28 protein-coding genes are annotated in these 21,401 nt (G+C 36.7%); 7 read left to right on the top strand and 21 right to left on the bottom strand.

Annotated elements, in window-relative coordinates; translation table 11 throughout:
• Positions 1 to 148: 148 nt before the first annotated feature.
• Positions 149 to 379, top strand: coding sequence for an acyl carrier protein (gene acpP / locus SFC47_RS05715; protein WP_411253273.1), 231 nt, complete (start codon positions 149 to 151; stop codon positions 377 to 379).
• A gap of 70 nt (positions 380 to 449) precedes the next feature.
• On the opposite strand, the gene SFC47_RS05710 is transcribed toward acpP, so the two are convergent.
• From SFC47_RS05710 to SFC47_RS05700, 3 genes are all read right to left on the bottom strand, one after another.
• Positions 450 to 659, bottom strand: coding sequence for a hypothetical protein (locus SFC47_RS05710; protein WP_411253272.1), 210 nt, complete (start codon positions 657 to 659; stop codon positions 450 to 452).
• 10 nt (positions 660 to 669) lie between these two features.
• Positions 670 to 1,224: a GNAT family N-acetyltransferase gene (locus SFC47_RS05705; RefSeq protein WP_411253271.1), complete on the bottom strand. Its 555-nt coding sequence runs from the start codon at positions 1,222 to 1,224 to the stop codon at positions 670 to 672.
• A gap of 207 nt (positions 1,225 to 1,431) precedes the next feature.
• Positions 1,432 to 1,557 (bottom strand): hypothetical protein, encoded by a 126-nt coding sequence (locus tag SFC47_RS05700; RefSeq protein ID WP_411253640.1) that lies wholly within the window; start codon positions 1,555 to 1,557, stop codon positions 1,432 to 1,434.
• On the opposite strand from SFC47_RS05700, the gene SFC47_RS05695 reads away from it, so the two are divergent.
• Positions 1,502 to 2,164 carry a sulfite exporter TauE/SafE family protein gene (locus tag SFC47_RS05695; RefSeq protein WP_411253270.1) on the top strand — a complete coding sequence of 221 codons (663 nt, stop codon included), beginning with the start codon at positions 1,502 to 1,504 and terminating at the stop codon, positions 2,162 to 2,164. The genes SFC47_RS05700 and SFC47_RS05695 overlap by 56 nt on opposite strands.
• 54 nt (positions 2,165 to 2,218) lie before the next feature.
• Here SFC47_RS05695 and SFC47_RS05690 read toward each other — a convergent pair whose 3' ends face one another.
• The 10 genes from SFC47_RS05690 to SFC47_RS05645 form a co-directional block, all read right to left on the bottom strand.
• On the bottom strand, positions 2,219 to 2,503 hold the full coding sequence (locus SFC47_RS05690; protein ID WP_411253269.1) for a putative quinol monooxygenase: 285 nt from the start codon (positions 2,501 to 2,503) through the stop codon (positions 2,219 to 2,221).
• A 461-nt stretch (positions 2,504 to 2,964) separates the two neighbouring features.
• Positions 2,965 to 3,315 carry a 2Fe-2S iron-sulfur cluster-binding protein gene (locus SFC47_RS05685; RefSeq protein WP_411253268.1) on the bottom strand — a complete coding sequence of 117 codons (351 nt, stop codon included), beginning with the start codon at positions 3,313 to 3,315 and terminating at the stop codon, positions 2,965 to 2,967.
• A 159-nt stretch (positions 3,316 to 3,474) separates the two neighbouring features.
• Complete coding sequence (locus SFC47_RS05680; protein WP_411253267.1) at positions 3,475 to 4,164, bottom strand: GntR family transcriptional regulator; 690 nt, start codon at positions 4,162 to 4,164, stop codon at positions 3,475 to 3,477.
• A gap of 39 nt (positions 4,165 to 4,203) precedes the next feature.
• A complete protein-coding gene (locus SFC47_RS05675) occupies positions 4,204 to 4,734 on the bottom strand; it encodes a chromate transporter (protein ID WP_411253266.1) in 531 nt (176 codons plus the stop codon).
• Positions 4,731 to 5,333 (bottom strand): chromate transporter, encoded by a 603-nt coding sequence (locus SFC47_RS05670; protein ID WP_411253629.1) that lies wholly within the window; start codon positions 5,331 to 5,333, stop codon positions 4,731 to 4,733. The genes SFC47_RS05675 and SFC47_RS05670 overlap by 4 nt, the downstream gene beginning before the upstream one ends.
• Before the next feature lie 90 nt (positions 5,334 to 5,423).
• Positions 5,424 to 5,903 (bottom strand): GlcG/HbpS family heme-binding protein, encoded by a 480-nt coding sequence (locus SFC47_RS05665; protein ID WP_411253265.1) that lies wholly within the window; start codon positions 5,901 to 5,903, stop codon positions 5,424 to 5,426.
• A gap of 25 nt (positions 5,904 to 5,928) precedes the next feature.
• On the bottom strand, positions 5,929 to 7,377 hold the full coding sequence (locus SFC47_RS05660) for an aldehyde dehydrogenase family protein (protein ID WP_411253264.1): 1,449 nt from the start codon (positions 7,375 to 7,377) through the stop codon (positions 5,929 to 5,931).
• Between the two features lie 162 nt (positions 7,378 to 7,539).
• Complete coding sequence (locus SFC47_RS05655) at positions 7,540 to 8,271, bottom strand: iron-containing redox enzyme family protein (RefSeq protein ID WP_402620757.1); 732 nt, start codon at positions 8,269 to 8,271, stop codon at positions 7,540 to 7,542.
• 228 nt (positions 8,272 to 8,499) lie between these two features.
• On the bottom strand, positions 8,500 to 9,246 hold the full coding sequence (locus SFC47_RS05650; RefSeq protein ID WP_411253263.1) for a creatininase family protein: 747 nt from the start codon (positions 9,244 to 9,246) through the stop codon (positions 8,500 to 8,502).
• Positions 9,247 to 9,340: 94 nt separating this feature from the next.
• A complete protein-coding gene (locus SFC47_RS05645; protein WP_411253262.1) occupies positions 9,341 to 9,670 on the bottom strand; it encodes a 2Fe-2S iron-sulfur cluster-binding protein in 330 nt (109 codons plus the stop codon).
• A 262-nt stretch (positions 9,671 to 9,932) separates the two neighbouring features.
• Between SFC47_RS05645 and SFC47_RS05640 the strand changes: the two genes are divergently transcribed.
• Entirely contained in the window at positions 9,933 to 10,274 is a 342-nt protein-coding gene (locus tag SFC47_RS05640; protein WP_411253261.1) for a hypothetical protein, read from the top strand.
• Positions 10,275 to 10,710: 436 nt separating this feature from the next.
• Positions 10,711 to 12,093: a hypothetical protein gene (locus SFC47_RS05635; RefSeq protein ID WP_411253260.1), complete on the top strand. Its 1,383-nt coding sequence runs from the start codon at positions 10,711 to 10,713 to the stop codon at positions 12,091 to 12,093.
• A 52-nt stretch (positions 12,094 to 12,145) separates the two neighbouring features.
• Here the strand turns inward: SFC47_RS05635 and SFC47_RS05630 are convergent, their stop codons facing one another.
• Together SFC47_RS05630 and SFC47_RS05625 are read right to left on the bottom strand one after the other, a co-directional pair.
• The gene (locus tag SFC47_RS05630) at positions 12,146 to 12,832 is read right to left on the bottom strand and encodes a Rossmann-fold NAD(P)-binding domain-containing protein (RefSeq protein WP_411253259.1); all 687 of its coding nucleotides are present in this window, start codon (positions 12,830 to 12,832) and stop codon (positions 12,146 to 12,148) included.
• Between the two features lie 100 nt (positions 12,833 to 12,932).
• Positions 12,933 to 14,381: a hypothetical protein gene (locus SFC47_RS05625; protein ID WP_411253258.1), complete on the bottom strand. Its 1,449-nt coding sequence runs from the start codon at positions 14,379 to 14,381 to the stop codon at positions 12,933 to 12,935.
• Between the two features lie 670 nt (positions 14,382 to 15,051).
• On the opposite strand from SFC47_RS05625, the gene nadX reads away from it, so the two are divergent.
• Entirely contained in the window at positions 15,052 to 15,858 is an 807-nt protein-coding gene (gene nadX / locus SFC47_RS05620; RefSeq protein WP_411253257.1) for an aspartate dehydrogenase, read from the top strand.
• A gap of 45 nt (positions 15,859 to 15,903) precedes the next feature.
• Here the strand turns inward: nadX and SFC47_RS05615 are convergent, their stop codons facing one another.
• The 5 genes from SFC47_RS05615 to SFC47_RS05595 form a co-directional block, all read right to left on the bottom strand.
• Positions 15,904 to 16,569, bottom strand: coding sequence for a GntR family transcriptional regulator (locus SFC47_RS05615; RefSeq protein ID WP_411253256.1), 666 nt, complete (start codon positions 16,567 to 16,569; stop codon positions 15,904 to 15,906).
• A gap of 123 nt (positions 16,570 to 16,692) precedes the next feature.
• Positions 16,693 to 17,283, bottom strand: coding sequence for a spore protease YyaC (gene yyaC / locus SFC47_RS05610; protein WP_411253255.1), 591 nt, complete (start codon positions 17,281 to 17,283; stop codon positions 16,693 to 16,695).
• Positions 17,284 to 17,408: 125 nt separating this feature from the next.
• The gene (locus tag SFC47_RS05605) at positions 17,409 to 17,588 is read right to left on the bottom strand and encodes a hypothetical protein (protein WP_411253254.1); all 180 of its coding nucleotides are present in this window, start codon (positions 17,586 to 17,588) and stop codon (positions 17,409 to 17,411) included.
• A gap of 115 nt (positions 17,589 to 17,703) precedes the next feature.
• A complete protein-coding gene (locus SFC47_RS05600) occupies positions 17,704 to 18,288 on the bottom strand; it encodes a cysteine hydrolase family protein (RefSeq protein ID WP_411253253.1) in 585 nt (194 codons plus the stop codon).
• A 22-nt stretch (positions 18,289 to 18,310) separates the two neighbouring features.
• A complete protein-coding gene (locus SFC47_RS05595; protein ID WP_411253252.1) occupies positions 18,311 to 19,432 on the bottom strand; it encodes a DUF3231 family protein in 1,122 nt (373 codons plus the stop codon).
• Positions 19,433 to 19,552: 120 nt separating this feature from the next.
• Here SFC47_RS05595 and SFC47_RS05590 point away from each other — a divergent pair, with 120 nt between their 5' ends.
• The gene (locus tag SFC47_RS05590) at positions 19,553 to 19,789 is read left to right on the top strand and encodes an ABC transporter (RefSeq protein ID WP_411253251.1); all 237 of its coding nucleotides are present in this window, start codon (positions 19,553 to 19,555) and stop codon (positions 19,787 to 19,789) included.
• Positions 19,790 to 20,060: 271 nt separating this feature from the next.
• The gene (locus SFC47_RS05585) at positions 20,061 to 20,528 is read left to right on the top strand and encodes a GreA/GreB family elongation factor (RefSeq protein WP_411253250.1); all 468 of its coding nucleotides are present in this window, start codon (positions 20,061 to 20,063) and stop codon (positions 20,526 to 20,528) included.
• Between the two features lie 78 nt (positions 20,529 to 20,606).
• Here SFC47_RS05585 and SFC47_RS05580 read toward each other — a convergent pair whose 3' ends face one another.
• Positions 20,607 to 21,398, bottom strand: coding sequence for a DUF2935 domain-containing protein (locus tag SFC47_RS05580; RefSeq protein ID WP_411253249.1), 792 nt, complete (start codon positions 21,396 to 21,398; stop codon positions 20,607 to 20,609).
• Between the last annotated feature and the right edge of the window lie 3 nt (positions 21,399 to 21,401).

Here is a 21,401-nt window from a genome sequence, read left to right as displayed (position 1 = left end):
CTCGGTAAACCCTTTCATTAACTTCTAAATTAGTTAGAAAAACCTCTAGTACAAAGTTACCATCATAAATAATAGTCATTATTTATGTTTTACGTTCCCAATTTGGTTGTTATAATGATAGTAGTGTACAACTTAGGAGGGTAACAATATGACAATATTTGAAAAATTAAAACCAATAATCTCAGACCAGCTTGGTGTCAAAATGGAGATCATTACCCTGCAAAGCTCCTTCAAAGATGACTTAGATGCAGATTCCCTTGATATGGTTGACCTGACGATGGAAATTGAAGATGAATTTGCGATTGAAATAAATGACAAAGTTGCCGCTACACTTCAAACGGTTGGTGATGTAGTTAACTATATTGAAAAGCATCGTTAATATTATTACGTTGCCTTCTTCGTAGGATTGTATAGGAGCCCTTCTCTTTAAGAGAGGGGCTCCCTATAATTTATAGATCTAATTCCTTCACTAAGTCAGTAATATCCTCGCCATCAACCAGAACTTGATCCAAATCCGCTCCAAAAGGCATTTCTCTTCTTATTTCCTTCCACCAATCAAAAGCAGCTTTTTCCTTTGTTCTGCCGTTCAATTGAAAGGAACCCCGCCGCATCACATTGTTATCTCTTGAAATATAACTGATTTGTATAAGTACCTTCATAATGATCTACCTAGCCTTTATTCATTACATCATCTTTAAGAAGAGAGTACATGTATAAATCTTCGAATTTTCCACAAGTAAATTCGTAATGTCTGAGCAAACCTTCCCTAATAAACCCTTGTCTTTCTACAAGTTTTTGTGAAGGCATATTCTCAGGTTCAATTAATGCCTCAATTCTTTCTAACTGAAAATGCTGATAACCATACCTCACAACTGCTTCCAACGCTTCACTCGCAATCCCTGATCCCCAATAGTCTTTGCTCAATTCAAAACCAACTTCAGCACGATGGTGTTTGGGTTTCATATTAAGAAAACCACAGCTGCCAATCACCCTGTCTGAATCCTTTAGGGTAATTCCCCATCTAATCCCTGAACCTTCATCATAAATTGATTGATACCAATCAATTTCATCAAATACATCATTTATTGTTTGGAAAGGTTCTAAACCCATATGTTTCATCACATCTTTATCAGATAAATAGGTAAACATGTGATTTGCATCCACTCTTGTTGCTTTTCTTAAAATTAATCTTTTGGTTTCTATGATTGGAAATGTTTTTACCATTAATTTCGCCTTCTTTCAAATTACGCTTCTTATTTAATGTTACCATTTATTTGATTTTCTTGGCTTAAAAAGGACTTCTTCATTATCGGCATACTAATTCGAGAATTCAACTATTCCAAAAACTAATCATAGAAAAAAAACCATTTCTGCTTTAAAATAAAATAATGAATTTACATAATTGAGGTGAGACATCATATTTGAATTATCCTACATCGAATGGGTTATCGTCATATTAAGTACGGTTTTTATAGGTTTTACAAAAACCGGTGTATCTAGTATGGGTATATTGGTTGCCACAATATTAATGTACGTATTCCCAGCAAAAGAATCCATAGGAATCCTCCTGCCCATGCTGGTAGTTGGTGATCTTTTCGCGGTTATTTTTTATCGTAGAAGTGTGGTGTGGAAATACCTTATTTCACTGATTCCTTGGGTCTTGATTGGAATCATTATTGGCTATTTTGTTCTTAATCAAATCAATAGCGATCAATTAAAACCATTGATTGGCGTCATCGTCTTATCTCTAATTATCCTGCATATCAGTCGTGAGAGATTAGGAGAAAAGTTTACCAAAGCACTGCCAAAGTCCATTTGGTTTACCCTCTCTATGGGGATTTTAGCAGGATTTACAACCATGATTGGAAATGCCGCAGGGGGCGTCATGGCCATTTATTTGTTAATGAAAGGTTTGCCAAAGAAGGAGTTTGTTGGGACAGGGGCATGGTTTTTCATGTTCGTGAATTTGATTAAAATACCGTTCTATATCAGTTTAGGCTTAATTACAATGGATTCTATCACATTTAATGCTTGGTTGATTCCTACTATTATTATAGGGGCAGTTATCGGGATTAAAGTGGTGCCCCTCATTCCGCAAAAAGCCTTTCAAACTCTTATTCTTGGATTTGCCCTCATAGGTGCATTGAGGCTTATATTAGTTTAGGAGTTAAAAAAAGTAACCATTTCGTTTAGAATGGTTACTTTTTTTGGTGGTTTATTATACCTCTTTATAAATGTTAATTTCGGAGCTTTCTCGCATTTCCTTTAGCCCTGGTACAATTCTTTTCACATGCTCCGTTAGACCATGCCGATTCAATGACTCTTCATCCAGCCATTCTTCTAGCATAGTGATTATAGATGGATCATTGATATCCTGATGAAGTGCATATGTAATACATCCTTGTTCTTTTCTAGTTTCTGCAACTAATTCTTTAGCCTGAGCTATGTAGTCTTCGGCGTTTACATCTGGTTTCAATTTAGCTTTTGCCACAACTTTAATCATTTTATTTGCACCTCTTTTTTAAGTATGGCTATTCGTTACCGCTTACATCATTTTTCACACTTCATGGTCATGTATAGCCTTTTTTCACTAACACTCATTATAGTCCTATATCGCCCCCTGCTCAACTGCACCTGAACCCAAAATAACTGTAGAAAGACCGGTTAAACTCACTGATTCTGAGTTTTTGCCGGTCTACTTTTTAACTTCACTATTTCTTTCAGCCTGATTTTTTACGGGTCTTCATGTATTGATATTTTGTTGCTTTGTAGGATTGATGCGTATAATAAACTTTTGCAGATGCGGTGTTATCACACAGCATACACTTTATTTTATAAGGAGCTTTACGTATATGGGGTATTTCTAATACTGACAATGCTTCTTTCATATGCGTGTGACAAACCCACATTATTATCACCTCAAATGTTTTAATTGAATAGGTCTGATGGTTGATTGTATACCATTTATTTGTTCACAGATACTTCTTGCTTTAGTTTATCAGGTTTTCTCATTTTTACTTGTTTTGTAATTTCTTCATCCCAAGATATTTCAATATCCCCGTTGGTAACAAATGTCTGGCAGCCTAAGCGATACCCTTTCTCCAGCCATTCCTCTCCCAATTTTCTTCTTTCTTGAATTTTAACATTGTCCAGGAACTCTGCTCCATCTTCCGCCTTAAAAACGCAAGTGCCGCAAATTCCTCCTCCACATCGATTCGGAAGCTCTCCATCGTAGCGAAGTGACATTCTTAAAATATTGGAATCCTCTGGAACTTCTAACTGTTTATTACTATTAATAAATCGAATAGTTGGCATCTATGAATTCCTCCTCGAAAGTTGTTCTTGGTATACAATATACCATATATTTAATTTTCAGACAATGCGTAAATTTAAAATATTCAAATTATTTTTTAAAAAAATCCTATTAATCTTTGATAAAAATAAAACAGGCTGCTTGGAATATAGCTGCCTGCCTCAACTTTTATTTCTTAGAAGCTTCTCTTGTAGATTTTCCATATAAGTAATATATGCTTTTTTAGAGTTCTCAATATGGATCCTCATTAAGTATTCAGCCATTTCCGTTTCTTGATTACGTAATGCCTTCATAATGTCAATATGTTCCCTTAAAGATACCTTTCTTCTGCCAGGTGTCTCATACCCCATATTGGCTGCCATATGGATATAATCTATTAATCCAGAAAGTATTTCTAGTAATTTCGGACTTTTCGAAGCCTTGTTAATTAAATGGTTCATTTTAATATGTTCAAGATTAAAGTTTTCTTCTTCCTTCTCTTCAATTTCCATTAATTCCTTGATCTTTAAATCTAATTCATTTTTTGTCTCTTGATCCATTCTCTGCGATGCTAATTTAACGGCAAGAACCTCTAAAGAAGCAAGAATCGTAAAAACCTCAATAACCTCATTAACTGAAATATTAGTCAGGACGACGCCTTTTCTTGGAACAGTTTTTACAAATCCCTGTGACTCCAGCCTGAATAATGCCTCCCTAATTGGCGTCCGGCTTATTTTCATTTTTGCTGCAAGCTCTCTCTCAATGAGCCGGTCACCAGCCTTAAACTCGCCATCAAGAATCAACTTTTTTATATAAAGATAGGCATGTTCGCGAATTGATAATAGATTATTTTCCTCCCATTTTACTTCCATCCCTGCACCCCCCTGTTTAGATTTGTACCAATTCTCTGTTTAAGATAGAAAGATTCCTCCATAAAGAAGTGCTCCTATAATTACAAATGAAGGATGAACCTTAAATTTGCTTAATGTGAAAAAGCTTAAAACAGCTAGAAGTAGTAGGTGAAATAAACCGCTATTTTCAAAGGCTGTTAAAAAGAATTGATAAGCCATAACGGCAAGTAAAATTGCAATAATTGGCTGTACAGACTTTGTCATTAGCTTTACTTTTGGTGAATCCTTAAACAAATTCACAAACTTAAACAACAAAATAACAGCAATGGCAGATGGTAGAATCGTCGCAGCAAGTGCCACAATTGAACCTAGAACTCCACCTACTTCATACCCAATAAATCCTGCCATCTTTGTCGCGATTGGGCCAGGTAAGGCATTGGCGATGGCTAACAGGTCGCCGAACTCAGATAATGTCATCCAGTCTTGTTCGTTGACAACTTCAATTTGTATTAATGGAATGGTAGCGGGTCCGCCTCCATATCCCAAGAGATTCGCAATAAAAAACGACCAAAATATTTCCAAATAGATCATGAGCTTTTCTCCTTTAGTTCAACCACATCTTTTGAAGGATTGTTTTCAGCCTTTTCTTTACGGCTTGCAATGAAGAAGGCAGAGATTAAAAAAGTGGCAATTAGGATACCAGGATGAAGACCGACCAATTGGATGAGGATGAATGATATGCTTGAGAATAATACCATCTTTGATAAACCCAAACCTTTTTTGCCATTTTGGAAAAAACGATAAGCCATTTCCGCCAGCATATACCCGATCACCGGCGTAACGCCTTGAACCATTCCGCCTACGATTGGAGAATGACTAAATGAATAAAGGACACCTAATAAGCCCAGCATGGCAATGACGGAAGGCAGTACGTGAGTAAGTATGGCTACAACAGCTCCTAGGTTCCCTTTCACTTTATAACCGATATAGGCGGCCATTTTGGTGGCAATCGGCCCAGGAAGTGTATTTGCCAGTGCTAATACCTCGCCAAATTCATCCTCTGACATCCATTTGTATTTTTTCACAGCCTCGAATTCGATCAAAGGGATGGTAGAAGGTCCTCCTCCATAGCCAGTCACTCCGGTGCGTGCAAATCCAATGGCTAATTCCAAATATTTATTCAATTTGATTCTCCATCCTTCCTTTGTAGCTAGCCTTTCTTGGTGTTATGACTATTTAAGGACCTCATAATTGTTCCTGATCATGAGGTCCTCATTTTCCTATATTTTAATATCCGCCTGTGTTACTACTTCTAAGCCTTGGACTTCTACGTGCTTCTGCAAGGCTTCAAGGGCTGCTGTTCCAACAGCGATATCCTGCTCGCCGTTCCCTCCGCTTACACCTACTCCGCCAACCACTTCACCATTCACAACAATTGGAAATCCGCCTACAAAAATTGCGAATTTTCCTGGAAGCATTTGCTGGATACCAAATGCTTCGTTGCCAGGTAATGCTGGACCGTTTGGTTCTTTATTAAATAAATGAGTAGAACGTTTATGTCCAGAAGCTGTGTACGCTTTTGCGATCGCAATTTCAGGACCAGTGATTCTAGCTCCATTCATTCTTTCAAGCGCGATTAAATTTCCTCCATCATCCACAATGGCAATCGTTTCAAATACATTGATTTCTTCTGATTTCTTCTTTGCTGCTTCAATCATTAATTTTGCTTCTTCTAGTTCCAATTTTAAAATGGTTTTCATTTTTATTCTCCTCAATCTTTCTAATTTAATATCCGATATACACGGTCTTTATTTGCGTAAAAAATTCCAATCCAACTCTTCCGGATTCGCGGAATGTTGATGTACTTGATTTTTTTAGCCCGCCAAAAGGAGCATTCATTAAATTCCCCGTGGTGGTTCGATTGACCTTTACGGTTCCGGCATGAATATCTTTTGTAAATCTAGAAGCGATTTTCAGACTATCTGTAACAATCGCAGCTGATAAACCATATTCCACATCGTTTGCAACCTGAATGGCCTCTTCATATGTATTGACCTCAATGACTGCCACTACAGGACCGAAGATTTCTTCCTTTGCAATTCGATGGTCTGGTTTAACATTAATAAAGATTGCTGGCTGCACATAATAACCCTGCTGATATTGACCATCAGTCAGCTGTTCACCGCCAAACACTAAGGATGCTCCATCTTCTTTCCCATACTCGATGTATTTCAGAACATTTTTTAATTGCTTTTCATTCGCCAGAGGTCCGATTTTCACACCCTCACTAAAGCCATTGCCAATTTTTAACGCACTGGTTTTTTCAATTAACTTCTGGACAAATTGTTCTTTCACACTTTTTAAAACAATTACCCTGCTAGTTCCTGTACAAGCCTGACCTGTTAAGGAGAAACCACCGTTAACCGTTAAAGTAGCCGCTAGCTCAATATCTGCATCATCCATGACGATTAATGGATTTTTTCCGCCAAGCTCCATTTGTGTTCGAGTGGTAAAGGAAGATTTTTTGTGAATATCTTCTCCCGCCGCAGTTGAACCTGTAAAGGTAATCGCCTTAATGGCAGGATGGGTGACCAAAGCATCACCAACTTCTGAAGCCTTTCCTGTCACAAAATTAATAACACCTTTTGGTATGCCAGCTTGATGTAATGCTTCAACCAGACGCAAAGCAATTAATGGTGTGTCGGAAGATGGTTTAAATACCACAGTATTGCCTGTAATTAATGCCGGTGCAATTTTTCTTGCAGGAATGGAAAGCGGAAAATTCCATGGTGTAATAACACTGATTACCCCAAGTGGCTCTCTTTCAGATATTACTTTCATATCTGGATCATCATTTGGATACGTTTCTCCTGTTATTGTCTGGCCTTCAACAGCATAAAAGCGAAGAGTCTGTGCGGACCGAATCACTTCATTCTTGGCATCAGTAACATGCTTTCCTTCTTCTCTAGTCAGCTCTTCTGCATATTGATCAGCATTTTCTTCCAGAATGCTTGCTGCTTTGTTCAAGATCGCTGCCCGTTTTGACGGGGATGTCTTTGCCCAAATAGGAAAAGCATTTTGAGCTGCCTCAATGGCGGCGAGAACATCTTGTTCATTGGAAGCTTGGAAAGCACCGACAATATCTTCTGTGTTTGCTGGATTCACACTAACAAACTGTTTTTGGCTGACAGATTCCTGCCACTCACCATTGATATAGTTATTGAACGTTTCCACTTTTGTTGTTAACAAAGTATCACCTTTTTCATTTTTAATATAAAATGGCCGTCATTTAGAACCTCGAGTTTTTCAAGATTAATATGACGGCCAGGAAAGATAGATTCTGGTTAGGGTTGTTGTCCCTAATGAATCCCATCTATTTGTATGAAACTAAGTATTTTAGTTGGTTTGAACTAAAGACCCTAAGTCTTGCTCAAGATACTCTCTCCATAAACCATCCATGTACATACGGCGCATCTTAGCACCCACTCTAACAATTTCAAGGCAGCGTTGTTGTAATTCTGGAGTATCAGCGTGGTCAAGAACAATCTTATAACCACGTTCACCATGAATTTCATCTGAAACAATGTGCAGATCGAAGAATTCAATTTCCTCATCTGTGAATCCATATTGAGCACGTAACGCTGGAGTTTGCTTTCGATAAATATCAGGTACCTGAGATTCTAAACCAACTACTAGAGCAGCGGTAGCAACAACAAAGTGTTCACGTGCAGCTACTGCAAAGCACCAGCTTTGTAAACCTAAAGTTGTCGGTGCCATATTATCTGGGTTAATAACTCGTTCAGCAGTCGTGCCGCAAGCTTCTGCGAAACGAATCAATAAATCTGTATGACGATCTGCTGCAATTTCCTCTTCATACATATTTTGTAATGTGAAGTCCTTCGCAGCTGCAAATTTTGGATCGCTTGGAGTATTGTGATAGATATAAGATAGGTAGTCCGCGAAAGGTCCTACATAGTGATAGTGATTTTCAGCCCATCTTGCAAAGTGTTTTCTTTCTAATTTCCCTTCAGCCCAAGCGACTGTAAATGGAGCCTTCTGGCTATGATTACCTTTGATTGCTTCTTCTAGTTCTTTGCGGAATTCGTCTTTTGATAATAATTCTGTCATTTTTACTCCTCCTGTTTCCTGGGCATTTGTTGCCATTTTTGTATTTGATATTTTGTATACCATAATACTAGTAAAAAATAAGAGAATGTAAGTGCTTACTCTCTGTTTATTTTTATTTTTTGTATTTGGTATACCTTAATGAAAATATTAACCTATTATTATTTATTTGTAAACACAATTTTTAGAATTTTTTAAACTATCAATTAAATATTTTTTGAATGCCTGTGTTTAAAGATAAACATCTTCATTTATTTTTAATAACTTGTGGAGATCTTGTGAGAGATTTTCCAGTGCTTCTTCAACAATCTGCTGCCCCAATTCAAAGCTTGCTTGGGTCGCATCACCTATACAGCCATTTTGAGTCATTTCTTCATAGAAATAAAAACCTTGAATTGCTTTTCCTGGTCGAAGCTGCTTCCATCTTCCATGTTCTTGTATATCGCCCTTCTCAAGTTGATTAAGCCGTACAAGTTCTGGAGCTAGATATAATGCTTCAGATACCTCTCTCTCACAGCTGTGTCCAAACAATGGTGATGTGATATTATTTCCAATTGTATTTTTAGCTGAAGCTGTGGTTTTCGCATAATAAATGTCAACATTCAATTCTTTCTTTAATGTCATGGATGCAACACTCAAGGTTGATTGGTTGCCGCCATGTGAATTTAACAATAAAAATTGTTTGATTCCATGGTGACTTAATGACGATATCATATCCCTTAAGATTGCAATCAGTGTATCTGGCTGCAGTGAAATCGTTCCAGGAAAGTTCATATGGTGTGGTGAGACCCCCATATTAACAGTAGGCGTCACCCATGCATGCGGAAACATTTTCTGTCCTAGTTTGTTTGCCATCTTTTCAGCCAATACAGCGTCACAGCTTTCTGCCATATGTGGACCATGCTGCTCATGGGCTCCAATTGGAATAATGGCGAACGTGACGGTCTTTAATGATTCTTCTACTTCTTGCCACGTCATTTTCGTTAGATTATAGCAGTCCAATATAAATCCCCTCACTAATCATATTCATTTCGGTCTTTTGTATACCAACAGTACTTTAAAAAATAATCTACTATCGAAGTGTAGCAGATTGCTTCTTTGGCGGTTGAATAGAGATATTTTCTTGAGAAATTTCAATATCTTGTTCAATTGTTAATTGGCAGGTTAAACGATATCCTTCCTCCACCTTATCACCTAACATTTTTACTTCTTTCCAGTTTGGCGGTGCAATTGCTTCCCCGCCGCTGATCACACGGCATGTGCACTTTGTACATCTGCCCATTCCACAACCATACTTTAATTCTGGAAATTGCCTAATGCCGGCTAAAACTACTAGATTCGCTTTATCCTTTACTTGTTGTTCGACTACCGTTCCATTAACATGAAGAATTACTTTTGGCATAAAATATCCCCTTTCAGTATATAAACCAAAGAATTTAATGCTTTTTAAGAATTATACAACCAATTCACCTGAGAAGAAAAGCAATTTTTATAATTTTTTAAAAAATTAGAATATACCATTGAACAATTTGATAACATAAGATAAACTACTGATAAGGTATTTGGTATACAAAATATCAAAGTAAGGAGTGGTCATTACATACTTACCTTTTATAAGAGTATTTTGATTTAGAAGAAAAAATTATTTATAGGGAGTGTTTATAATGGGGAACTATATTGTACTTACAAATAAAGATACTTTTCAAACCGTTCTTGACAATGCGGGGCTAGAAACAGTTGAGACCTATAATTTTTATTTTTTTGATAAACTTAAGGCGAAATATACGATTGCTAAAGTAATTGATGAAAGTATTAAGATCCAACTATTTGAAGAATTTGAAGGTAAGGAATATGTGAACCACATTGCTGTCAAATTTTTCGAAAGGTTTGAAACAATTGAAGCTGCACGTGAAGAATTAAATGAAATTGTAAAAGCATCAGGGAATAGTGAAGATTCAATACATTCTAAGCTGGTAAAGGTATCGGAAGTAGCTTTAGAAAATTAACATTCTATTATTAGATAAAAACCGGAGCTGACCTGCCTCATCTCCGGTTTTTTTAGTTTTAGAAATGACAAAAAACCGCCGCTAGACGGGCATTTGACAAACCCTTATGCGACGGCATTTCTATTATTATTGATAGGAAGTTTAAAAATTTAACGTTTTTCTTAAACGAGCTAACTTCTTTTCAGCTTTTTCCATAGCCTTCTTTGATCCAAAAAGAAAATTAAACATCCCTATTCCCCCTTAATTTAATACTGTTATTGCTTACCCTTATTGTATAATGGTATTTAAGAAAATACAACTAAATTGTATACCAAATACCAAAAACATAAGGTATAATATGTATAAATAGTGAACAAATATACCGTTTGGTATACCAAAATAATTTAATTTATGGATTTAGGACAGAGACTAAATACTAAAAAAGCAGGGTGTTGCTATGTTAAGATTCTTATTTTTATTTGTTATTTCTATGTATTTATTATCTACTTTGCTGCCACAGCTAGACTTTAGCGTCCTGTTATCGATTCTTTGTTTGATTATTGTATTGTCTACATTTTTTCTAGCCAAACGCTCGGTTCAACTGCTAGGGGGCGCATTCCTGCTTTTAGGGATCACGCTTTTATGGAAAAGCGGTGTACAATGGCATCAGTACATATTATCCTTTGGCCCCATGCTTGACTTGATTACATTATTCACCTTAGTCCCCATATTAGGAATCCCAATTAAATTAGGTGGATATAGCGGCGGTATCCAAACGATCATACAAAAAAAGGTAAACAATTCTGGTCAGTTATATATCATAACCTCTGGGATTTCCTATTTCTTTAGTATTTTTATGAATCTCGCAACTTTGCCCATGACATATTATTCGATACGTCCATCATTGAATATGTTTTCAGTTGAAAATAAAGAACGGTTCATGACTAGGGCTATAACAAGAGGCTTTGCTATGCCCCTCCTGTGGGCTCCGGTTACCCCTATTGTAGGTATCGTTATTTCTGTCACAGATGTTCGCTGGATATCAATATTACCTTATGTGATTCCACTTAGCATTTTAGGTTTGGGGATGGATTGGTTTATTGGTGCACGAAGAGCTAAAAAGATGCTTACTTCTGTACAAAATGTGTCAGCTCATGAAACAGCAGCAAGTATTGAACAAGGTCAATTGAGTTCTCCCATTAGGATATTGCAAATCTTCTTGGCTATTCTTATTTTTGTTATTGCCATATCTATCGCTGAATCACTGTTTCATTCTTCCTTTTTAATTCTAGTCTCTTTCTTGGTTATACCTTTTGCACTGGTTTGGTCTCTTTTTCTAAAAAAAGGAACAGAATTTGGCAGTCAATTGTTACAGCACTTCAAATCCTTTTCAATCAGCATGAAAGATCAATTTTTTATTTTTTTATCCGCTGGCTTTTTTATCTCAACCATAACCATCTCTCGTACCAATGAATGGCTGAATGACTGGATCTTAACTTTTATTGAGGGTGCTGGTGTGGAGATTTTTATCATTTTACTTCCCTTGGTGCCTTTAGCCCTTGCCTTCTTAGGACTTCATCCTGCCGTCTCACTGGCACTGATGACGGGAGGCTTAGACATCTCTGCACTTGGTCTTAACCCCCACATCCTAACAGTAGCGATGTTAGCCGGTGCGGTATCTTCATTCTTAGTAGGTCCTTATAATGCGACATTAGGTCTTATGTCAAATCTAATAAAAGATACCTCTTATAAGGTATCAAATTGGAACATTGCCTTTACTAGCTGTTATATTATTATCGTTATGATTTACTTAATTCTTTTACAAGTATTTACAGGCTGAATAAACAATGAAAAACCAGAAGCGCTTAAATTCGCTCCTGGTTTTTTTCATCTTATTCTATTTCCGACTCTATTCCTTTTAGTATTTCCTTAGCAAAGTGACCGAGAGTTCCGTTACTATAAGAACGGATTACTTCGGGTGCAAGGGATGTTAGTGCCCTTTTCATATACTCAGGTGAGTATTGATTTTTTGTCATTTCCTTCTCAATCGTTACAGCTGTTTTCAATGCATAGTAAGTAGCCAGCTGATTTACCTTAATCAAGTTATCCTCCCTGTCTATTTGCACTTGACCTAAGGTTCCAAATAATTCGTCTATTGGCATCGGTAATGCTGCCTCTGTAATAAATAAACCATTGCCATTCTCAAGCAAATCTCTCCACTGACCCATATATTTCACACCTATGAGATTTAAGGATGGAAAGCTATTTTTAAGATCATTTGTATTTATTGCCGTAGCCATATTAACAATATTAATAGAAGAAACACGAGCCAATTTCATTAACCTATCTGAAATAAATGGGATTATCTCCTTTGCTGGAAGCGCTAATACGAATACATCTATTTCGTCAAATTTACTGGGAGTTAATAGATAACTATTCTGATAGTTCCCTACAAAGTCCTCCGTTTTCGCTATTGAAGGATGATAAACACCTATCGACACGTCCGTTCTTTTCCAGTGTTCCATCAAGGCCTTTCCCAACTTTCCAATACCTACTAAACCGACTCTTATTTTATGCAAGCTTTTCACCTCTTCATATTATATAAAACATAAAAACAGGGCTATTAGCTTAGTCTGATTGACTTTGCCAATAACCCCCTTTTTTCATTGTTTGATCTTGTTACCAAATAATTAAAGCTATTAATGTTGCAATGGCAAGACCTGTTATAACTGGGATAAAGTTCTTTCTAGCAAGTTCAATTGGGGATATTTGCAAGAAACCTGCCACAGCAACTAGTGATGACCAAGCTACAATGGTTCCTCCACCCCAAATCGCACCCATTTGTCCAATCGCTGCCATAGTGGACGGATCAATGCTGCTTCCGTTCGCTAAAGCGCCAGACAGAGCACCTGTCAATGGAAGGCCTGAGAACCCTGAGCCGTCTAACCCAGTTATTAATCCAACAATCAAAATCCCAAAACCAGCAATAAACGAGTTCTGAGGAATGAAGGTTTGTCCTGCCTGAATCATATCAAATAAAAATGCAGGAGTCGCAGCTTCTGCGTCAAGGGAAAGAATACTTGGAGTGAAATCACCACTGCCCATGAAGAAGAAACCTGCAATTGGAATAACTGGAGCCATCGCTCTGAATGCAAATACAAAACCTTCTGTAATATGATCACTAATTTTATCAAGTGCATGGATGCGGTTAAAGGCAATGGTTGCAAGGATTAATAGAACAGCAGCAACACCGCCGACAAATGCGGCTCCATCTGTACCCTCGAACCCAGCACCGCCAGAAAACTTCGATTGAAACATATAAATCATCACTGCCAACATCGATAATGGTACTAATACAGCAAATCTCTTACTCCATTTATTCTTTCTATTTTCCAGTACTTCACTTTCTTCAGCGGTAGCAGCAAGTTCATCGGCAACATTGAAGAATGCATTATCGTTTGAGAGATTTAAGTCTGAATCTAAACTGGAGCTTTTCACAATTGATTTCCGATGTGCAAAATAAACAAAACCTAATGCACTAATACCTGTTATTAATGAAAGAATTAAGCCTCTATCTGTCACTAACGTCTTATCTATTCCTGCTGCCTTTGCACTAAGCATCGGTGCAACCTGCATGATATAATCAGATGAGAGTGCCATCCCTTGACCAGCAATAACTACTACCATAGCTGCAGTCATGATTGGTAGTCCTGCACGAACTGCTGCCGGTACTAACAATGCACAAATAAGAGGGACAGCTGGTGTTGGCCAGAAAAACAATGATATAACATAGGTTACGACCATAAGTACCAAATAAGATATATGTCCGTTTACCATTATTTTTTGAATGGGAATAATTAGTTTTTTATCAGCACCTAAATCTCTTAAAGAATTTAGTAGTGCAATCATTAGGGAAATAATTAAGAATATGCTGAATAGCTCTTTTGCTGCAACAAGGTTTGCATTAAACACTGCCTGAAATCCTGAAATTAAACTTCCTTTATATACTACTGCTACTAAAAAAGTACCTATGATAACAGGTAATACAACACCTTTTCTAAATAGCATCGTAGTAATAACAGAAATAGTTACAAGTGCGTAAATCCAATGAGCTAATGTTAATTCCATATATTCCCCTCCGACTCTCCGCATTTTTTTGATCTAGGTTCCTTTTGTTGATGGCAAGTAAGTCTAGTTTGCAAAGTAGATGAGGTTTGATTATGTAGGCTGTCAATGATTGTGTTTCCTCAATAATAGTAGATAAAAACTATTGCCATTCGTAACATTTGTATATTGTGCATTGTAGATTGTATACCAGACTAAAATAAAAATTTACCTCTTTATTAGAATAATAATGAGTCCCGACCTAATCACATTGTTACGAACGATTCCAGCAAAGCGAAGATAACGCTTTCATATTTTATTTGACCTGTAATCACCTCCTAAGTTTCTACTATACTCACCTTATAAAACATAATAACATCATTGGCTTAATCGTGCAAATAATTTTAAATATTTAGATATTTTTGTATTTTAAAATTACTCTATTGCTAATCTTTACAGATTTGGATAAAATAAAATGATAATCCGGTACATCGTATACCAAATTATATATACAATATTTTCCATTTCTTCCTTTCTATTTAATTGATACTTCTCTTGCTTGTAATCCTCGATACTTCAACGATAGCATGTATTTGTGGTTGTTGCTAGAAAGTTGTGAGGAACCCTAACAGAGATTTTACTAAAGTTACGTTATAAATCTTACAAAATATCATATCATTTGAGGTGGTTTTTCATGTTAAAAGCTGGAATCATAGGTTATGGGACAATAGGAAAGGGTATCGCAGAATTAATACAAACTCATCAAGCCGGAGACATTGAACTGCAAAGCGTTCTTGTTAGGAACTTAAATCAAACAGAGGGACTTACTCGCCCCTCCTCTTTTTTCACGAATGATGTAGAGTTATTTTTCAATCAAGGTTTAGATATTGTCATCGAAGCAGCTGGTCACCAGGCCTTGCAATTATATGGTAAAAAGGCATTGGAAAGCGGAAGTCATTTAATGGTTATTTCTGTTGGAGCGCTAGCGGATGTAGAGTTTTTGGAAACCTTGCAAAAAGCTGCACAGGAAAGGAATAAACAAATATTAATCCCGTCTGCTGCCATAGGGGGATTAGATAGAATTGCTGCTGGGGTTTTAGGTGAAATTGAAGAAATTACCCTTATAACGAGGAAACCTGTGAAAAGTTGGTACGGAACGATAGCGGAAGAAAAAGTTAATCTAGAAACGATATCAGAGCCATATTGTATCTTTGAAGGGAATGCGCGGAATGCTTCAAAATTATTTCCTGAAAATGTCAACGTGTCTGCAACATTAAGTCTAGCAGGAATAGGTTTCGAGAAAACGAATGTTCAAGTTTATGTCGATCCCACCATTCAGCGTAATACACATACAATTATGGCTAGAGGTTTTTTTGGGGAAATTGAAATATCAGTACAGAATCAACCTTATCAACAAAATCCTAAATCCAGCCCCATTGTAGCGATGAGCGTCGCAAAGGTATTAAAAAATCTAACCTCATCGATCGTGATCGGAGTTTAAACCAAAAAAGAAAGAGCCCGATTACGCTCTTTCTTTTTTGTGTGTTCACCCTTTTTTAGCAGACTCAATGTAAGCCTTTCTTGCATTTTCAATATGAATTTTTGTAAGAAATTCTGCCATTTCTGTTTCTTGGTTCACAATGGCTTCCATAATTCTAATATGCTCTTCCATTGCTTGTTCTGCTCTTCCAGTTTTTTTATGGCCAAGCTTTGCAAATGCTTTGATATAATCCGATAATCCGCTTAAAATTTCATACAGTTTAGCATTTTTAGCAGCACTGTATAAAAGATGATTGATCTCAGAGTGTATATCACTGTAGTCCGATTCTCTCTTATCCTGCAAGGCCGCTTCTACATTATTAATGCATTCAATGAATTTATTTTTTGTTACTTCGTCCAACTTCTGGACTGCTAATTTTGCTGCCAATACTTCAAGGGATGAAAGAATTGTAAATACCTCAATAATTTCTTTCTCTGAGATATCGGCAACAATGACACCCTTTCTAGGTACAGTTTTCACAAACCCTTGTGATTCAAGGCGAAAAAGAGCTTCGCGAATAGGAGTTCGACTAATATTTAACCTTTCAGCGAGCTCTCTTTCGACTAGACGATCGCCAGCTTTGAATTCCCCTTCTAAGATCAGATCTTTAATATGGAGATAAACCCTTTCACGAATCGAGATTAAATTATCCTCCGTCCAGTTACTAACCATGTTTCCTCCCTATCCTCTCGGTATACTTTATACCAATTATAACATTTATTAGGCATTTTCCCCTAGCAGGATGATTTCTTAATTACACTGATTTCTAAAGCAACATTACGTTCCTCGATTATTTTAAAGGTTTTGCAGGTCATTTAATGCCTTGGTGATAATCTCTGTTACGATTTCTGCAAGGATTTTAACGGTATACAAGCGAGTACTATTGAGAGACTGGACAGGAGAGATGGGGTCCAGATAATTCACAATTGCCTTCAAATGGTAATGACCCACACTTGGCAATACGTTATTGACTGCATTTCCTGGAATAAAGGCTCCCTCTTTAATAAACACGGTCCCTATTTTTCCTGCATCCCCCAAACAAGCATCAATTCCAAATATAAAAGGTTCTTCATAGGTGTTATGGATATCCTTGATCACTTTCTTTAAATTTAGTGCATGAACGGGTTGTTCTAATGTTCCATAGACTGGCAAAGGAATATTCTTCTCCTTCAGCATAGTACCCACCATTGGACCGAGGGCATCACCTGTGGATCGATCTGAACCCACACATAGAATGACTATTTCTTTAGAGGTATGTGAAAAAACTTCCTTAAGTATCGTTGAAATTTTTTCAATTTCGGCTTCCTTAGTATCCTTTTGAAAGGACATTACATTCGAACTTTCTATGCTGTCTTTATTTTTCCTTCTGAAAATAAGTGACCACATCTTCATCCAACTCCTATATTTTATTGGATAGAATGTCGATGAATCGATTCTATGGTAATTTTAGCTGAAAAATGAGAAAATTTCATATAAAAAGTTAATTTTTTCTTATAATTATTGGTTTAAACCTACAATTGCCTAAAGTAATCCCTCATTTCTTTTTCGGAGAGAATGATTTTGCCATTTATTTTCTTGGTTTGTAACACAAATTCCTTAACTCCAATAAACTCTGATTCTGCAATAAGATAGAAAATGGTTCCTTTCTTATGTATACCTTTGTAATTCTTTATTAATTTGTACCTTTTCATTAACTTGTCCCTCAAATTATGTGATTGATAGTTATTTTACAGTCCGTTCTTCTTTCACACAAGAAAAAAGAGCAGCTGCACACTGCTCTCACTCCTTTTTAATAATAATCTTTTTTTACACGTTAACGTTTAACTGCTTAATCTGCGCCAAAACCTCATTTGTTTTTAAGATTGTTGCAAACTCCTTATGCAAAGCTGCAATCTCATACTTATGTACATCCTCCGGCGTATGGGTAATGCCATTATGATCGGTAATTTCGAATGCAGCTGTTGCATCTTCAACTAGAAACGTGTCAAACCCTAAATTCCCGCTCATTCTTGTGGTTGTAGAAACACAGTGCTGCGTTGATAATCCTGTAATCACAACGGAGGTAATCTGCTTATCTCTTAGGAATGATTCCAATTCTGTCCCAATGAACGCACTGTTAACATTCTTTTGAAATACAACCTCTTGTGGTAATGGGTGGACGATATCTTTGAATTCAACACCTGTTTTATTTTGATAATTGAGAGGTGATTTAGGCAAGAGCGATAAGTGCTGTGAATAAATGACCTCCCATCCTCGTTTTCGCCACTCTGTTAATAGCTTTGCGATATTCTTTTCTGCCTGGGCATTATTACGCTTTCCCCAAAAAGAATCATCAAAACCTTTTTGAACGTCTAATACTAACAAAGCAGGTGATTTAATTAATGTCTTCATTTTTTTCTCCTAATGATAGATATCATTTCATTGATGCAAATTGAGGCGGCTGCTCCATCCATTTCCGTTCTATCATCAAATTCATTCCATCTTCCCCAAATGCTCCGGTTTTAGTTAGAAAATTTGCGTACATTGCACTTATATCTCTACGCATGGTTGTGGATATGCCAGCACCGTAGGCTGCCATGCCGAGATTTGAAAGAATTCCTATAATATATAGCATTAATTGATCCGAAAATGGAGCAACAGTCGAATCCGTGACACCATGGTCCCAAGTGATGGCAGCTGGTACTCCACTTTCTGCCAATACATCATGAATTGAGCTTAAGATATGTCTGCATAAGTTATTTCCCCGAAGAAAATATTCGTGCAGCTCTTTATCTCTGCATACTTGTGAAAAACCAGTGCATAATTGTATTCCCATTTGGTTTTGGATTGCATTAATCAATAAATGCGTGGATTCTATCCCCAGTAGGGTGCGCCTGCGTCCAAACCAGCCTGTCAAAAAGTTTTCTTTATTAATGAAATCAACCTCATTCGGATAATTCATAAAAGGCATGCGAACAAATATCCCTTTCTCTTGCATGACGTTAACAACATGATTATATAACTGTGATACATCATCCATTAGAGCTTTATAAAATATTCGCATATCCTCTCGTGCTGAAATTGTTAAACCCATCGTATGAGATGAAAGCCCAAATTTGCATATTTGCAGCGTACTCTGAATGTAAAAGATATCGGAAAAAAGTTTAGGTGTGTTGGGGACAACATGCTTCGCTGCTTTGAAAGCTTCAGGGATAACTATTTTCTCCTTACTAAATAACGTTTCTATATCTCCACCATGTTTTTCAGCCATCATTTTAGTCTCTTCAATCACTTTAAGAACATCAGGATCAGTACAGGTTTCTAAAAAGTGAGTCATTATACAGATTACAACACTGATATTAATATGTGTTGCCCATAATGCTGATATCTCTGCGCTAGTTAACTTTACAATCTCTACCTTACTCGGCTTCATCATCACTATCCCTCCAGTATTCATAAAGTTTCCCAAATCAAAGTAAGATAATTCACCTGCACAAATCAAATACTGTCCGCCTGAGGTGGACAGTGTCCACGAGCGGTGCCTGTCACCATCCATTGTTACGTTTTTTTTATTGCCCCCGCCTATTTAGCGCCCCTTTTCAGCGATATGGAAAACACCATGTCCTTTCTCGGCATATGATAATCTTGAACAACCATAGTCAGGAGGTGAACTACGATGGGCAATGGTCATTCTTCCTGTGGTATTTTGGGACTTTTCCTTGGATTTTTAACAGGTGTAATATGGTTACTGCTTTCAATTCTGAATGTCGTAACTGGCTTCTTTACTTTACTTGGTTTAGGCAGTCTTGGGACAATATTAAACATCCTTATTGCATTAATTGGCTTCTTAGTTTTTATTGTTTTTGGGCTACTTATATTCAAGAAAGTCTGGCGCTGTTATTTTAAAAAGTAATTTGTTTTACAGCCTCTTATTTGGGGGCTGTTTTTTCATGTTTAAGTATTCATGATATTTCCATGAATATATGTTAGAATAATACTAATATCTTCCATTCAGTAAAGGGGATTTAGTCCTTTTTATTTTATAGAAACAGTCAGCCAATTATCACTTGGTTTAGCTGCTTTCTAAGTATGGAAGGTTTCATTTTTTATTAAGGAGGAATTGTTCATGAGAAATGTAATGAAGTTTTGCCAAAAGTTGAATCCTAGCTTGGGGGTTATCTACTATGAACCATAGTGCTTACCAAAATAAAGACTACTTCCTGAACCAGTTAAATTATATTGATGAAAACATAAAGGAGTTAACACAGCTTTATCTCTCATCAACTCCGATACAGGACCGATTAAAACACTTTTTTAATTTATATGTATTAGAAGTTGAGGACTTATTAAAGATTAATCAAAAGAATCATCATATTTCATTTTTTCCGAAGGTATTGATCGGAACAAAGGTCACAGTATTATATGACGAAGATGACGAAACAGAGGATTATGTCATTTGTTATCCGGAGCAATCAGACCCGGACACCGGCTGCATTTCTTTCTTATCTCCCGTAGGCAGACAGCTGCTATTTAAAAATAACGGTGAAAAGATATCATTAAGAATTCCAACCGGGGTACTTTCGGTGACGATCAAAGAAATATCGTTTGTCGGCCATCTTTTGGATCAAGAAATAAAAACCAAAGAAGCTTGACATAAAACGAAAGCGTTTCCATAATAAAAAAACAAACCTTCTACCTGATGTACTAAGTGGAAGGTTTGTATTTTTAGCTTATGCTCTACTTAGACTTGCCTCAAACATATCTATGATTTCTAGGAATCTCGATGCTTCTCTAAATGTATGGTCAGCTAAAAGCGGGTGAATGTTGCTCTTAATCCGACATTCTTCTATTAAGTCTCTTGCCGTTTTCTTGAAATCTCTTAATGAAGCAACGGATACTTTATTTTGGTTTAAAAATTGACCCAGTAATGGTTTAGTTTCAGATTGTGGCCGCATATATTCTAAATCAACTGCCTGGAACAACAATTTATCAAAATCATTACTAAACTCTCTTGCTTGTTCAACTAACTTTCTTTCCGAAGGATCTAAAAGGTGCCCGATAAACTTTGCATGGTCGGCCATAATCTTTAAGAAAAATACATTTTCTTCAATTATTGAATCAGGTGCAGGGGCTAATATGCCTTCATTTAATTCTTTTAATCGATTAGCAAAATATGCCGCTTCTCTGCTAATATGGTCAATTAATAAAGGGTAATTGTTATGCCTGATTTGACAGCGGAGTGTTAAATCTAATATCTTCCTTTTATAAGCATAAATTGCTGCTGCTGCTTGATAAACCTCGGTATTAAACGCTTGAACCTGACGTAAATCTGAATTCACCGTAAACCTAGACAGTTTTTCCTCGATTCTCTCGAATAAAGCCATAAACTGCTGCGCTTCTTCAATTAATTGCTTCTGTTCATAGGTGAATCCAAGACTTAAAAATAAAGAATGTTCTTTCATTATCCTAGACCAAAATTTAATTTCGTCTAATGATCTAGCAACAATCGGATTTGCTGCCATTTT

Origin of the sequence: Neobacillus niacini, assembly GCF_046591715.1 — a bacterium.
GTDB lineage: Bacteria > Bacillota > Bacilli > Bacillales > Cytobacillaceae > Neobacillus > Neobacillus niacini_L.
The sequence above is the reverse complement of the archived record's forward strand: the minus strand, read 5'-3'. Positions and strand labels throughout refer to the sequence as shown.